Annotated in this window: 11 protein-coding genes; 1 reads left to right on the top strand and 10 read right to left on the bottom strand. The window is 40.0% G+C overall.

All coding sequences use genetic code 11. The annotated features are described in order from the left end of the window. Positions 1-50: 50 nt before the first annotated feature. The 10 genes from phoB to H5119_RS07415 all read right to left on the bottom strand — a co-directional run bounded on the left by phoB (position 51) and on the right by H5119_RS07415 (position 10,854). Entirely contained in the window at positions 51-740 is a 690-nt protein-coding gene (phoB, locus tag H5119_RS07460; RefSeq protein WP_182701778.1) for a phosphate regulon transcriptional regulator PhoB, read from the bottom strand. A 707-nt stretch (positions 741-1,447) separates the two neighbouring features. Continuing rightward, on the bottom strand, positions 1,448-2,512 hold the full coding sequence (gene fba, locus H5119_RS07455; protein ID WP_182701777.1) for a class II fructose-bisphosphate aldolase: 1,065 nt from the start codon (positions 2,510-2,512) through the stop codon (positions 1,448-1,450). 199 nt (positions 2,513-2,711) lie between these two features. Next, the gene (locus H5119_RS07450; RefSeq protein ID WP_077535831.1) at positions 2,712-3,887 is read right to left on the bottom strand and encodes a phosphoglycerate kinase; all 1,176 of its coding nucleotides are present in this window, start codon (positions 3,885-3,887) and stop codon (positions 2,712-2,714) included. Positions 3,888-3,956: 69 nt separating this feature from the next. Next, entirely contained in the window at positions 3,957-4,973 is a 1,017-nt protein-coding gene (gene epd / locus H5119_RS07445; protein ID WP_182701776.1) for an erythrose-4-phosphate dehydrogenase, read from the bottom strand. Between the two features lie 172 nt (positions 4,974-5,145). Further along, the gene (locus H5119_RS07440; protein ID WP_182701775.1) at positions 5,146-5,400 is read right to left on the bottom strand and encodes a hypothetical protein; all 255 of its coding nucleotides are present in this window, start codon (positions 5,398-5,400) and stop codon (positions 5,146-5,148) included. A 15-nt stretch (positions 5,401-5,415) separates the two neighbouring features. After that, positions 5,416-6,138, bottom strand: coding sequence for an SIMPL domain-containing protein (locus tag H5119_RS07435; RefSeq protein ID WP_182701774.1), 723 nt, complete (start codon positions 6,136-6,138; stop codon positions 5,416-5,418). 150 nt (positions 6,139-6,288) lie between these two features. Beyond that, on the bottom strand, positions 6,289-6,912 hold the full coding sequence (locus H5119_RS07430; RefSeq protein WP_182701773.1) for a 3'-5' exonuclease: 624 nt from the start codon (positions 6,910-6,912) through the stop codon (positions 6,289-6,291). Between the two features lie 3 nt (positions 6,913-6,915). Further along, positions 6,916-8,754: a DUF294 nucleotidyltransferase-like domain-containing protein gene (locus tag H5119_RS07425; RefSeq protein ID WP_182701772.1), complete on the bottom strand. Its 1,839-nt coding sequence runs from the start codon at positions 8,752-8,754 to the stop codon at positions 6,916-6,918. A 101-nt stretch (positions 8,755-8,855) separates the two neighbouring features. Beyond that, positions 8,856-10,580 (bottom strand): sodium:solute symporter family protein, encoded by a 1,725-nt coding sequence (locus H5119_RS07420; RefSeq protein WP_182701771.1) that lies wholly within the window; start codon positions 10,578-10,580, stop codon positions 8,856-8,858. A gap of 10 nt (positions 10,581-10,590) precedes the next feature. Then, positions 10,591-10,854, bottom strand: a complete 264-nt coding sequence (locus H5119_RS07415) for a DUF4212 domain-containing protein (RefSeq protein WP_077538816.1) — start codon at positions 10,852-10,854, stop codon at positions 10,591-10,593. A gap of 412 nt (positions 10,855-11,266) precedes the next feature. Between H5119_RS07415 and H5119_RS07410 the strand changes: the two genes are divergently transcribed. Next, positions 11,267-14,707 (top strand): PAS-domain containing protein, encoded by a 3,441-nt coding sequence (locus H5119_RS07410; RefSeq protein ID WP_182701770.1) that lies wholly within the window; start codon positions 11,267-11,269, stop codon positions 14,705-14,707. Positions 14,708-14,884: the final 177 nt, after the last annotated feature.

The raw sequence follows: 14,884 nt of genomic DNA, 5'->3' as shown, positions 1-14,884 counted from the left end.
AGAGTAGTAATACACACGTACGTTACAAATAAGTTTCTTTTTTCAATATATTATAGTTTACTCGAAAAACGATAGCCCGCGCCACGTACAGTTTGCACCAAGCGATCATGCCCTAACGGGCCAATTGCTTTACGCAGGCGACGAATATGCACATCAACCGTTCGATCTTCTACATAAACATTAGTGCCCCATACATGATCAAGTAGTTGTTCACGGCTATAAACACGCTCTGGGTGAGTCATAAAAAAGTGCAGTAATCTAAACTCAGTTGGCCCCATATCAAGTTCATTCCCTTGTGAGGTAACTCGATGCGAAATAGGGTCTAAACGTAAGCCATGCACTTCTATAGCTTCCTCTAGCGAGGTTGGTGACACACGACGAATAACCGCTTTAATACGCGCCATTAATTCTTTCGGCGAAAACGGCTTGGTAACGTAATCATCTGCACCTACTTCAAGGCCACGCACTTTATCTTCTTCTTCGCCACGGGCTGTAAGCATAATAATTGGGATTTGGCGGGTATGTTCGTTTTGCTTAAACTTTTTAGCAATTTGAATACCGCTACCACCAGGTAGCATCCAATCAAGTAAAACCATATCTGGGTACGGCTCTACCATGGCTGCAATAGCAGAGTCGTAATCTTCTGCTTCAATTGCTTGAAATCCATTTTGCTCTAAAACAAAAACTAACATCTCCCTGATAGGAGCTTCGTCATCTACGACTAGTACTTTACGTGACATTCCAATTTATCTCTTAGGCTATCGAATTAGTTTTCATTATTATGACTAAGTATGACATTTTTATGAAAGTGTAACGTGTAAATTAAAATGATGGTAAAAAAAACACAAAATAGTGACAAAAAAACTCATTAACGTCATATTCTTAAAATCTTTTTAATACTTGAGTCAGTAAAAAAGTGATTTACGATAAATTTACAAAATGTAGTTTTTAGACTTTTAGATCATTTTATTTATTTATCTGGGTTGCCAATTTATTGGGATCATTATTTTACTAACAAAGCTGTTTTTATAGATCGATGTTTTTGAAATAGCTAAATAATCATTTAAAAACCTATAAACATGACGATATAACAACCACAATGTACATTAATAGATCTAATTTTTACTAAGCAAAAGGTAAAGGATCAAATTTTTACCAAGCAGATCCACCGCCAGATCAGAGTTGTACCTAGTCAAAATTATAAGTTGTTGATTGTTTGTACAAATAAATAATAATCAGATTATTTTTGAGTCTAAAAGCCCATCAAAGTGCTATTGGCTTAGTAAAGCAATGATCCGAAAAGGCTGTGTTAGTAAATGCGTGATCCCAAGGTACGGCGTTGATAGTACAATGATCTGATCAATAGAAGCCGTAACCAGCAATATAAATAGGGCTGACATTAAAAAGCCAGCAACAAAGTTACTGGCTTAGTAATAAAACCAATCTATTATCTAATCTTAGGATCTAGCTCGCCGCTTAAGTATTTAAGATGCATCTCATCGAGTGAAATTGGTTTAATTTTACTTGCCTGACCAGAGGTACCAAACGAGTTATAGCGTGCAACACAAATCTCTGTCATTGCTTTAGTTGCTTCAGCTAGGTATTTACGTGGATCGAAGTTAGATGGGTTTAACGCCATATGACGACGAATTGCACCGGTAGATGCTAAACGCAAGTCGGTATCAATATTGACCTTACGCACACCAAATTTAATACCTTCAACAATTTGCTCTACTGGTACACCATACGTTTCTGGAATTTCACCACCGTACTGATTAATTATTTCTAACCATTCTTGTGGAACAGAAGACGAACCATGCATTACTAAATGCGTATTAGGAATACGTGCATGAATTGCTTTAATACGATCAATTGCTAAAATATCATCGGTTGGTGGACGCGTAAATTTATAAGCACCATGCGATGTACCACAAGCAATTGCAAGTGCATCAACGTGTGTTTTATTTACAAAATCAGCCGCTTCTTCAGGATCTGTTAGCATTTGCTCAGTCGTTAAAATACCTTCTGCGCCAACGCCATCTTCTTCGCCTGCTTCACCCGTTTCAAGTGAACCAAGTACACCTAGCTCGCCTTCAACCGATACGCCACAAGCATGCGCCATAGCAACAGTTTCGCGGGTCACGTTTACATTGTATTCGTAGCTTGAAGGGGTTTTACCGTCGCTCATTAACGAGCCATCCATCATTACAGATGAAAAACCAAGCTGAATTGAACGCTGACATACACCTGGCGATGTGCCGTGATCTTGGTGCATAACAACGGGGATATGTGGCCATTCTTCAACGGCTGCTAAAATCATATGGCGAATAAATGGAGCACCAGCATAAGCACGTGCGCCCGCTGATCCCTGCACGATTACTGGGCTGTTTGTTTTGTCAGCCGCTTCCATTATTGCGCGCATTTGCTCTTGATTGTTAACGTTAAAAGCAGGTACGCCGTAACCATGCTCTGCTGCATGATCTAAAAGTTGTCGCATACTGATTAAAGCCATTGGGTATTCTCCAATTTATCGATAGTAGTTCCCTACTATCTAGTTTGAACGGATTTGTTAGTTTGGCGTTATTACAACGCCACGAAAAACCACTGCTTTGCAGTAATATTCCGTATAAATTAACTATTAAATTAGGGTGAGAGGTATTTAATAATTAATTGTCGGCGAGGGTTATTACCCTCACCTTACGCAACTAAAATTACTTAGCGCGAGATTCTAGCATTTCAACTGCTGGCAGCTTTTTGCCTTCTAAAAACTCTAAGAACGCACCACCACCGGTAGAAATATAAGATATTTTGTCGCTAATGCCGTATTTATCAATCGCAGCTAAGGTATCACCACCACCAGCAATTGAAAATGCATTTGAGTTAGCAATCGCCTGTGCAATAGCACGTGTGCCATTACCAAACTGATCAAACTCAAACACACCAACAGGGCCATTCCATACAACAGTGCCCGCATTTGCAATAATTTTTGCAAGTTTGCTCGCTGTATCAGGACCAATATCAAAAATCATATCGTCGCTTGTTACTTCGCTTACATCTTTAAGCGTAGCCACTGCAGAGTCAGAAAACTCATTACCTACCACTACATCTGTAGGTACTGGAATTTCGCCATCGTTTGCTTTAGCTGCTGCACATAAACGGTTTGCTTCATCCATTAAATCGGCTTCATAAAGCGATTTGCCTACAGGATGACCTGCTGCTGCAATAAAAGTATTAGCAATACCACCACCGGTTACAAGCTGATCAACAATTTTAGAAAGTGAATCTAAAACAGTTAACTTAGTTGATACCTTTGAGCCACCTACAATCGCTACTAATGGGCGAGCTGGATTATCAAGTGCTTTGCCTAATGCTTCAAGCTCAGCTGATAATAACGGACCTGCACAGGCAACATCAGCAAATAAGCCAACGCCATGGGTAGACGCTTGTGCACGATGAGCCGTACCAAATGCATCCATTACGTATACATCGCACAGCGCTGCTAGTTGTTTAGATAACGCTTCGTCGTTTTTCTTCTCGCCTTTATTAAAGCGCACGTTTTCAAACACAACGACTTCGTTATCAGCAACATCAACGCCGTTTAGGTAATCTTTTTCTAAGCGTACAGTTTGCTCAAGAGCATCGTTTAAGTAATCAGCTACAGGTGCTAGCGAAAACGCTTCATCATATTCCCCTTCCGTAGGACGGCCAAGGTGTGACATAACCATTACTTTAGCACCCATCTCAAGCGCTAATTTAATAGTAGGTAGCGCTGCACGAATACGCGCATCTGACGTCACTTTACCTGCTTTAACTGGTACATTTAAATCTTCACGAATTAATACGCGTTTGCCGTTTAAATCTAAATCTGCCATTTTTATGACCGACATGAACATCTCCTTAGTTAACGATACTGAACCTGAAAAATACGTTTAAAGTTATTATGTTAATACATCAAATTACTTATTTACTGCCATCATCGCACGCGCGGTATCGAGCATACGATTAGCAAAACCCCACTCATTATCACACCACACCAATAATTTTATCAGTCGTTTGTGACTAACACGTGTTTGCGTGCCATCAATAATACAAGAATGTGGATCGTGATTAAAATCAACTGATACAAGTGGCTCTTCGGTGTAACTTAAAATACCTTCAAGGCGGTCTTTCGCTTGTGCTTTAAGTGCGTTATTTACCGCATTTAAATCCACATCAGCATTAACCGTTACACTTAAATCCATGGCTGTTACATTTATAGTCGGTACACGTACGGCGATGGCTTCAAAACGGCCTTTAAATTTAGGTAAAATACGGTCTATACCACGGGCGAGCTTTGTATCTACCGGAATAATAGACTGACTTGCAGCGCGAGTACGGCGTAAATCATGATGATAACCATCAATCACTTGTTGATCGTTCATCGACGCATGAATGGTTGTAATAGCGCCTGACTCAATACCAAATGCATCATCTAATACTTTAATAACCGGTACAACACAGTTAGTTGTGCACGAGCCGTTAGACACAATTGTGTGCTCGCTTTTAAGCTCATCGTCGTTGATACCGTACACAATCGTGGCATCAACATCGTTATCGGCCGGATGCGAAAACAATACCTTTTTAGCGCCTGCGGTAATATGTAACTGCGCGTGTTCACGCGAGTGATAAACCCCTGTACATTCAAGTACAATATCTACACCGAGCGTTTGCCAAGGCAATTCAATAGGGTTTTCTTCACAAAAAAGTGCAATGGTATCGCCTGCCACACTAATGGTGTCTTCACCAAGTTTTACAGGGAAAGAGAAACGACCGTGAGATGTGTCGTATTTTAATAAATGAGCAATAGCTTCAGGATCAGCAAGTTCGTTAATCGCAACAATTTTTATATCGTCGCTCAAACCAGACTCGTATAACGCGCGGACAATATTTCGACCAATACGACCAAAACCATTAATTGCAAGTTTGATTGCCATGAAATATAAAATCCACTCTAGTTACGTGCAGATAAAGGCAGTACACCTTTTAGATGGCCGTATTGTAATCGACCTTGGGTCTGATTATAAGAGGGAAGCATTAGAAACTTTGAATTAACATTTAAAAAGTGCCCATTAGAATCCTTTGTTTAAGCAACATATTAACGCTTGTTCAAAAGCCACCGCCAATATTTGTGCTATTTCCTGCACCTCCACCAAAGCTTTTAGGCACGTTTACCCTCCTATCTTGCGTACGATAAAATAGCCATAAACCAATTGCTGCAAACAACGGAATTAACCATACTAATAGTATTTGAGCGGCTTTTTGAAACACTTCTAAGTCATCTCGCTTTACCAAAAACTCACTCACTATTACATTAAGTAACGCAATAACACCAAATCCAATATATAAATAGTTTAATTCCATTGTGTGTCCTCATTGTTATTTTATTTCTAGGTCAAACACTACACTTATTGATGATGTAAAAATTATTGTTTCATCCACATACCGCACCTGTTCGAATGGATTTGAGTTAGCACCCGAACCTGAAAAAATAAAACTCTTAACGTTATTTGTAGGGTATCTTTGATGATTAGCAGTTGAATTAATACTATAAACTTTTCCAAGTTCAGCGCCAAATGCTTTAGCAAGCATGCTTCCCTTAGCTTTAGCGTTATCTATTGCTGCTTGTGTTGCTTTTGCCTCTAATTTAGATCCTTTTGAAGATAAGCTTTCAATTTCCATAACATTATTTATTTTTACGCTTTGTGCAAATTCAATAAAATCATCTGTTCTTTCAATATCTTTTAACGTTACTTTAATTCTTTTTCGCGCTAGGTACTTATCACCTGAAATAGTACCTTTTTCTATACCAATCATATTATTTACATGACTTGTTAAACCAGAGATAAAAATATCGCCTTGCGCAATACCATATCTATCTGCTCCTTTGGTTAGCAAGTTAACTCGTTTATCAACGTCACGTTTCGCCTCAAGCAACGTATCTTTAGTGCTTATTACTTCAAAAGAAATGTTAGCCATATCAGGCACTGCTAATACCTCTGCAGTACCTTGCACTGCAATATGACGATTGGCAGGTAAGCTTGAATTACCAAAAGTGATAAGTGGGAATAATGTTAGAAAAATAGTGATAATGAGTTTCATATTCGTTCCTTGAAGTGATTAGTTAGAAAATGATTACTTAACTGTACCTATAGTCATACAGATAACAATAAAAGTAAACTCTCTATCACTAAACCTCGGTGTTAAACTATAAGGCGTTTTATCGTTGGGTGTCGCTGTCCTCTACCCAACCTACGTCAACTCGGCTACTTTTAGCTCTCTACCACGGCTTATTTGATGGCACTGGGCTAGCAGTAACTCGGCGGTCGCTTGTGCATCGGTTAACGCATGATGACAATGATAACTTGGTAACTCATAACGTGTGCGACAGGCATTAAGGGTTAAATCATCTTGTTTTATTTCAGTTGATTGGTTGAGTAAGCGCTTTTTCTCGATGTGGAGGGTGTCGAGTATCAGTTTAGGCCGCGTTGTTATATTAGCATTTTTTAGGGCTATTTTTAAAAAGCCCCAATCGAGCATGGCATTATGAAACACTAAAATACAATCACTAAAGTGGCTGCTTAGTCGCGTTAGTATACTGTGTAAACTTTGCCCTTTTGCTACCGCATCGTCATTTATACCGTGATAAACAGGGCTTTGTTCGAGGCTTTTTACGTCTTTATTGATAATGTGCTGCGACTCACTCATTTTTATACATTGATTATCTATTTCCACCCACGCTACCGATACAATTTCGTGCTGTTTGGCATCAAGGCCGGTAAGCTCTAAATCAATCACTAAGTAGCGTTGATGTAAGGCGTTTTTGCCTAGTAACCTGCGGCGCTTTAAATACCGAGTAAGTAGCTGTTTTACCATGCTCTACAAACTGCCGCGAGCAAATTTAAACGCGGCGGCTTGCTGCGCTTGCTTAACAAGGTAAAACGCTTCTTTTAGCTGATGACGCTCTAGTGAGTTTAATTTATTAGGATTAATGCAATTACTCGGCAAGCCCTCTTCGTTTATTTGCGTACTTAAGCGAAGCTGCGTTAAAAATCGCCAGCAATCTTTTAGATTGTATATATCTTCTTTGCTGATCAGTTTATGTTTTAACAGCGCGTCCAACCGCTCTTGCGTGTTAGCACGCCTAATACCGGCTTTTAAAGCGTATAACCGCACTATGTCGTTTATGATCACGACACCGCGTTTTTTTAAATCTATGTATTTATTATTTTTATCAGTTTTTTCGGTTTTAAATTTATTAAATAAACCAATAGGCACGCTGTTACTACTAATGTCAGTTGCCATAGCAGCATAAAATAAGTCGTTACGCGATATACGAATTAGCTGCTCGCAAAAAGCGGTATATAAGGCATTTGAACCTTCAATAAATCGCAAGTCAAAAAATATCTTACAGTTAAGCATCGCATCGGGCGTGGGGCTTTTTATCCATTTAAAAAAACGCTCACTCCAGTCGTTTACACTCATTCTGCACAAATCGCTGCTTGCCATAATATTACCAGGGCAACGTCTAATACCGCATTCAACAAGCTGCTCGCAGACAAACTCTCCCATGCTTTTAAAGTAAGCTTGCTGCTCGCTCGTTAAGTCGTTAGGGAGTAATAAGCCGTTATCTTGATCTGAATGTAGAGTTTGCTCTTCGCGTGCTTGTGAGCCAAAACAAATAAAACTAAAGCTGGTTGGCGCTGCGCCATGATCTTCTTGAAATAAATGAATAAGACGAGATGTAAGCGCATCGGTTAAGCCGCTCAATAATTTACCAATTAGCGATATGTCGTCAATATTGTATGAAAAACTGCGAAGTAGTTCGGGAATTTCTTTTGCATAGCGTTTTAGATCGGTAATTGTGTGCGCTTTATAGATACGCCCTATAAGTTGTACTGGGTCGCTTTTTTGCTGGCGCAATAAGTCGGTACTTGTAAGCATACCAATAGGATTATGGTTTTCATCAAGCACGGGTAAATGGTGGATATTGTATTTAAGCATTAAATGCAGCGCCGAAAACACCCGATTATTTTCAAATATAAATTTGGGTTTGGCGGTCATAATACTGCTGACGGCATCTTGCGGATCGACCTCATCAGCGAGTACGCGATTACGCAAATCGCGGTCGGTCACCACGCCAACTAAATGTAAGTGCTCCGTTATCATAATTGACGATACGCCATGCTGTTTCATTTTTTTAGCACTTTGTCTAATGCTAGCATCGGGCGTAAGTGTGATGGCTGTGCGCGTCATCAACTCTGATATTTTACGCTCAGACCAGCTATCGTTTTTACTTTTATAGTGGGATGACAATAACCGATTGGCGTGAGCACGTACAAAATATTGCTCAAAAGATTTGTATTCTCGACGCAAAAAATCGAAATGCGCCTGGGAGAGCATATACACTATGCCTTCTTTTTGTACTTCTAGCCTATTTTGAATCGCTTCACCTGTTAATAACGATGGAAAACCAAAGTAATCACCTTGTGCTAAACGCGTAACAACGTCGCCTTTAGCATCAACTAGATCGTATAAACCTGAGCGAATTAAAAATAACCGAGGGCTTTCACTTTGTAGCCATTGCGCTTGGTTTTCGCGAGTGAGGTAAATAATATCGAGATGACTTACAAAGTACTCACATGCACTGCTATCAATTAGGCTAAATGGCGCTTGCAAGCATACGTACTGGGCTATTTCTTGTTGTTCTACGCTCATTTTTGTACTCATTAAAAAGTATACACAACACCAATGTACTCATTTTTCGTACAAATAAAAAGCCCGACTTAAGTCGGGCTTTTATGATTTTTTAAGTGAGCTTAGTGATCGTGTGCTTCTGCAGATCCTTTAGGATTGCGAATACTTTCTACCATTTCTTGAATTTCAACAGGTGTTGGTTGAGTAAATTTAAGAACAAGTGCAGCAACTGCAAAGTTAATAATCATACCAATTAAGCCAATACCTTCAGGCGAAATACCTAAGAACCAGTTTTCAGGACTGTTTAGCTCTGGGCTAACAAACTTGAAGAAGATGATATACGCAGCTGTAAAGCCTATACCTGTTACCATGCCTGCAATTGCGCCTTCTCGGTTCATTGTTTTAGAGAATATACCCATAATAATTGCAGGGAAGAAACTCGCTGCCGCCAAACCAAAGGCAAATGCCACTACGGATGCCACAAATCCAGGCGGGTTAATACCAAAGTACGCGGAGATAACAATAGCAACCATGGCTGCTAACCTCGCTGCAAGTAACTCTTGCTTATCGGTAATATCAGGCTTGAGGGTTCGCTTGAGTAAATCGTGCGAAACGGAGGTCGAAATAACCAGTAGTAAACCTGCTGTTGTAGATAATGCTGCTGCAATACCACCAGCAGCTACAAGTGCGATTACCCATGCTGGTAAGTTAGCAATCTCTGGATTTGCTAATACCATAATGTCGCGGTCTACGTTTACTTCGTTAGCACTGTTCGGATCGGTGATTTTACCCGCCGTGTAGAACATTTTGCCATCGCCGTTTTTATCATCAAATGTAATTAAACCTGTACGTTCCCAGTTTTTAATCCATGCAGGTGCTTCTGCGTAAGCTGTACCGCTACCGTCTTTACCATTAATAGTGTCAACCATGTTTACTCGAGCAAAGGCTGCAACCGCAGGTGCTGTAGTGTAAACAATCGCGATGAACACAAGAGTCCATGCGGCAGAAATACGCGTGTCTTTTACGCGAGGCACAGTGAAAAAGCGAACAATTACATGAGGTAAACCAGCAGTACCTACCATTAACGCACCAGTGATAGCAAACACGTCAATCATGCTCTTAGAGCCTTCAGTGTACTGTGCAAAACCAAGTTCGGCGCTTAAGCCGTCTAATTTATCAAGTACGTACACGCCATCGCTGCCTATTAATGTGGCACCAAAACCGGTTTGTGGGAAGAAGTGACCTGTCATCATCATCGAGATAAAAATGGCTGGTACAAGGTAGGCAAATACAAGTACACAGTACTGCGCTACTTGCGTGTAGGTAATGCCTTTCATACCGCCAAGTACGGCGTAGAAAAATACAATTACCATACCGATGTAAACACCGGTTTCAATTTCTACTTCTAAAAAGCGTGAAAATACCACGCCTACGCCACGCATTTGCCCTGCAATGTAAGTAAAACAAATGAATATGGCACATACAATTGCCACTAAACGTGCGGTACGTGAATAGTAACGGTCGCCAATAAAGTCAGGCACGGTAAACTTGCCAAATTTACGTAAGTAAGGCGCTAAACACATGGCTAATAATACATAACCACCAGTCCACCCCATTAAGTAAACGCTGCCATCGTAACCTGCAAACGAAATAATACCCGCCATTGAAATAAACGACGCGGCGCTCATCCAATCGGCTGCTGTTGCCATACCATTAGCAAGAGGAGGTACGCCGCCGCCCGCTACATAAAACTCTTTAGTTGAACCCGCACGGGCCCAAATTGCTATGCCGATATAAAGCGCAAAGCTTAAACCAACAATTAAAAACGTGAGTGTTTGAACATCCATTGCTTAGCTCCTATTCGTCTACGCCGTATTTTTTATCTAACGTATTCATTTTGAAAACGTACACAAAAATCAAAGCAACAAAGGTATAAATCGCGCCTTGCTGGGCGAACCAGAAGCCAAGTTTAAACCCAAAAAAATGCACTTCATTAAGTACATCAACCAGTAATATGCCAAAGCCAAAAGACACAATAAACCACACTGCTAATAGTTTAAATAACAGCGAAATGTTTTCTGCCCAATAAGCTTTTGCTTGTTCTTCATCTTTAAAAGCCATTTTTATTTTCCCCTTTAAGCACCGCAATATCGCGATGAGTGGTTTTTTATCTTCACCTATCAATTTAGCAACGCTGGTTACATATTGAATTGAGACCATAGTCGTAACAGCTTATTAACGTTTACGTAAGCTGCTTTTATCATTCAAACGTGTTTTATATATTTCTATATTATTTCAATTGGTTAGCTTAATTTTTTAATTGGCTTTACTATTAAATTGGTAAGTTGGTTATTAATGCGACATTAGTCTAATGCGTGAGATGATTTTATTTTTATTTTTAATATTCAATAACATAGAAATAAAGTGAAAGTTTTATTTTAAATTCAAGTCTCACACTTAACCTCAGTTCTGGTATTGTGTTAATCCCTCATAGGGTGAGGGACTATTTAAAATAATAAGGTTTAATAACAACATGACTGCCGTACTCATTATTGTTGCTTTGGGATATATAGGGGTGCTGTTTTGGCTGGCTAACTGGGGCGATAAAACAACACCTTTAGCAAAACGCATCAGTCACCACCCCTTTGTCTATTCTTTTTCATTAGGGATTTATTGTACCTCATGGACTTACTATGGGTCGGTAGGCACAGCGGCTACAAGCAGTTGGAGTTATTTACCCATTTTACTTGGTCCCGCATTATTATTTTTTTTCGGACAAGGTTTTTTACGCAAACTGGTATTAGTAAGTAAAAAGCAAAATATAACCACTATTGCTGACTTTATTTCAGCCCGTTATGGCAAGCGTCAAACCACTGCCATTATGGTTACTGTTATCGCACTACTGGCTACAATTCCTTATATTGCACTGCAATTAAAAGCGCTCAGCAGTAGTTTTTTATTGCTGCAAAGTAGCACTAAAATATCGGGCGATATGCTTGCTCTATCGGCTACATTAATCATGGCCTTATTTGCAATATTTTTTGGCACCCGCAAAGTTGATGTAACAGAATATCGTTCGGGGTTAATGCTTGCTGTTGCGTTTGAATCGATGATAAAGCTTATTGCACTCATGGCTGTTGCAGGGCTTGCAGTATTTACTTTATTAAATTTGCCTGAAGCAACTACAAATAAAGTAACAAATTCTATTTGGGATCATTGGGCAGATTTTAACTTTTTTAGTTTTAACTTTATAGGCCAGTCACTCATGGCTGCGGCAGCTATTATATGTTTGCCTCGCCAATTTCATGTAACCGTTGTCGACAATCAAAACAAACGCCATTTACTGACTGCTCGCTGGGCTTTTCCGCTGTATTTGCTATTAACGGCAGCAATGATTTTACCTATTGCCACTGCCGCTATCCATCCCGAAATTGGCAGTGGTTATTCCCCCGACAGCTTTGTACTTGCCCTACCATTAATTAACGACAATGCCTTTTTAACCACTTTTGTATTTATAGGCGGATTGTCGGCCGCCACTGCAATGATAGTGGTCGCAACACTAACACTAAGCACCATGATCTCAAACGATGTAGTACTGCCGCTAATACTACGTCGAAAATTTAAACGTAATTTAATTACCACCAGCTACAAATCGCAAATTTTACTCGTAAGACGCTTCGCTATTGCTGGCATTTTAATCTTGGCCTACTTTTACCAACAATGGTTTGGCCACAGCAGTGCATTAGCGAGTATGGGGTTAGTGGCATTTTCACTTGTTACACAATTACTACCTTCAATTGTAGGCGGTTTATATTGGCGAAAAGGTCATGCCTATGGCGTTTATGCAGGTTTAGTCGCAGGCTTTATTTGCTGGATACTATTTTTAATGCTGCCAATTTTAGATGCCGGTAACACACTTACCAGTGAGCTTCAGCAAACACTTATTACACGAGGTACGCTCATCGCGCTTTTTGCTAATATTGGCTGTTACATTAGCTTTTCATTAGGCGCAGAGGAGCGCTTAATTGATAAGATTCAGGCGGCTGCCTTTGTTAATCCAAAAGATCAGGCAATTTTATCAAGACGCCTAAATAAAGACGTAAAAGCCACGGTTTACGACTTTAAAATATTACTGCAAACCTTTTTAGGGATCCAACGTAGCCAGCAAATATTAGCGCATTACGCACTTGCTCATCACCTAAGTGATAACAACGCTCACCCAGAACCTGAGTTTATTGCCTACTGCGAACGCGCATTGACGGGTGTGCTGGGCGCATCGTCGGCGCAAGCGTTAATACACACGGTTTCCTCCGGTAAACGCATGGCATTTGAAGAGGTTGTAAACTTTTTTGACGAAACTACACAAGCTCTGCAATTTAACCAGAACCTGTTATTTACCTCTCTTGAAAATTTAAGTCATGGTATTTCGGTTGTTGATAAAGACTTAAATCTTGTAGCTTGGAATAAGCGTTACAGCGAAATGTTTGGCTACCCTGAAGGGTTTTTGGAAGTAGGCCAACCCATAGAAAATATTATTAGATATAACGCAGAGCGCGGTGAATGTGGCCCTGGTGAAATAGAACGCCAAGTAGAAAAACGTGTACAGCATTTGAGATACGGCAGTTCCCATCACTTTATTCGTCACCGCCGAAATGGCCAAGTATTTGAGATGATTGGTAATCCACTGCCCGATGGCGGTTTTGTTACCAGCTTTTCGGATATTACAACCCACATAAGTACACAAAATGCGCTTGAAGAAGTAAACATGGATCTTGAAAACCGTATTGAAGCGCGTACTCAAGAAGTGCAAACAATTAATAAAGACTTGCAAGCACAAATAGACAGCCGCGTGAAAACAGAGCAAGCACTTACTTTGGCCAAACGAGAAGCAGAGCAAGCTAACGACAGTAAAACACGCTTTTTAGCTCTTGCTAGTCACGATATTTTGCAACCATTAAATGCAGCACGCTTATACCTTGCAGCCATAAACGAAAAACAACTTGATAGCTCCAACCGAAATAACTTTGACAAACTAGGTGATAGCCTCGACTCAACCGTGCATTTAATGTCAGCCTTGCTTGAAATAGCCAAACTAGAACAAGGAGCGATGACCCCCACTCCACGGCACTTTTATATTGAAGATATTTTAGCACCACTGCAAAGTGAATACGCTATTATGTCGAGCGATAAAGGGATAAAACTAAGTGTGCGTTCAAATCAGCAAGTAGTGCACAGCGATATAACTTATTTGCGCCGAATTATTCAAAATTTGGTGTCTAATGCCGTTAAATACACCGATAAAGGCCGCGTATTAATTGCCTGTAGAAACCGTAAACATAATTTACTGATAGAAGTGTGGGATACCGGCCCAGGTATTAGTGAAGTTGAGCAAGCCAAAATATTTAATGACTTTTACCGCGTTGAATCACGCGATAACAAAGGAGTTGGCTTAGGATTAGGCGTAGTTAAAAGAATGGCTGATTTACTTAGCTTACCACTACATCTTCATTCAAAACCCAATAAAGGCAGTCGTTTTAGTATTGAAGTGCCTTACGGCGATATTCAGTTTTTACAACAAAAAAATACCACAAGTAGCTTAATAGAAAACCGTGCAGCAATTAATATAGTTGCCGTAGACGACGATCCCGAGAATTTAGCAGCTATGGCAAGCTTACTTCAAAAATGGCAGGCCAATTACACACTATTTGATAACGTGGATAATGTATTAGCTTACGCGAAACAAAACGGGGCACCCGATGTTATTTTAATGGATTATCAATTAGGTAGTGATTGCGACGGCATAACTCTCATAAAAACGCTGCGTGAAATTTGGCAAAGCCAAATACCCGCTATTTTAATTACCGCAGTACGCGACACCGAGCTGAAACAAGAAACTAAAGCGGCCAATATTCATTATTTGAGTAAGCCAATTAAACCAGGCAAACTAAAAGCCTTGCTTAACCACAGCACATAATAAGCGAGTAACAAGTGTTCTAGTTAAAAACTATCAAGTAATCGCGTAAAACAAAAAGCCTAGGGCGTGTTGACCTTTGTGGATTAAAATTTGTTCAATCTAGGGGCGATTTAATCACGGCGCGAGGTTTGTAACCTAGTGGGCTAAGTAAAAATCGAGCAACAAAGAGTTAATCGT

It is taken from the genome of Pseudoalteromonas sp. SG45-5 (assembly GCF_014164085.1).
Lineage (GTDB): Bacteria > Pseudomonadota > Gammaproteobacteria > Enterobacterales > Alteromonadaceae > Pseudoalteromonas > Pseudoalteromonas aliena.
Note: the sequence above shows the minus strand (reverse complement) of the source record. Positions and strands in the feature narration are given on the sequence as shown.

Excerpts from the sequence above, each read along its gene's own strand:
- phoB (WP_182701778.1), bottom strand. The coding sequence starts at position 740 with ATGTCACGTAAAGTACTAGTCGTAGATGACGAAGCTCCTATCAGGGAG.
- H5119_RS07415 (WP_077538816.1), bottom strand. The coding sequence starts at position 10,854 with ATGGCTTTTAAAGATGAAGAACAAGCAAAAGCTTATTGGGCAGAAAAC.
- H5119_RS07410 (WP_182701770.1), top strand. The coding sequence starts at position 11,267 with ATGACTGCCGTACTCATTATTGTTGCTTTGGGATATATAGGGGTGCTG.
- H5119_RS07430 (WP_182701773.1), bottom strand. The coding sequence starts at position 6,912 with ATGGTAAAACAGCTACTTACTCGGTATTTAAAGCGCCGCAGGTTACTA.
- H5119_RS07435 (WP_182701774.1), bottom strand. The coding sequence starts at position 6,138 with ATGAAACTCATTATCACTATTTTTCTAACATTATTCCCACTTATCACT.
- H5119_RS07420 (WP_182701771.1), bottom strand. The coding sequence starts at position 10,580 with ATGGATGTTCAAACACTCACGTTTTTAATTGTTGGTTTAAGCTTTGCG.
- H5119_RS07450 (WP_077535831.1), bottom strand. The coding sequence starts at position 3,887 with ATGTCGGTCATAAAAATGGCAGATTTAGATTTAAACGGCAAACGCGTA.
- epd (WP_182701776.1), bottom strand. The coding sequence starts at position 4,973 with ATGGCAATCAAACTTGCAATTAATGGTTTTGGTCGTATTGGTCGAAAT.
- fba (WP_182701777.1), bottom strand. The coding sequence starts at position 2,512 with ATGGCTTTAATCAGTATGCGACAACTTTTAGATCATGCAGCAGAGCAT.
- H5119_RS07440 (WP_182701775.1), bottom strand. The coding sequence starts at position 5,400 with ATGGAATTAAACTATTTATATATTGGATTTGGTGTTATTGCGTTACTT.
- H5119_RS07425 (WP_182701772.1), bottom strand. The coding sequence starts at position 8,754 with ATGAGCGTAGAACAACAAGAAATAGCCCAGTACGTATGCTTGCAAGCG.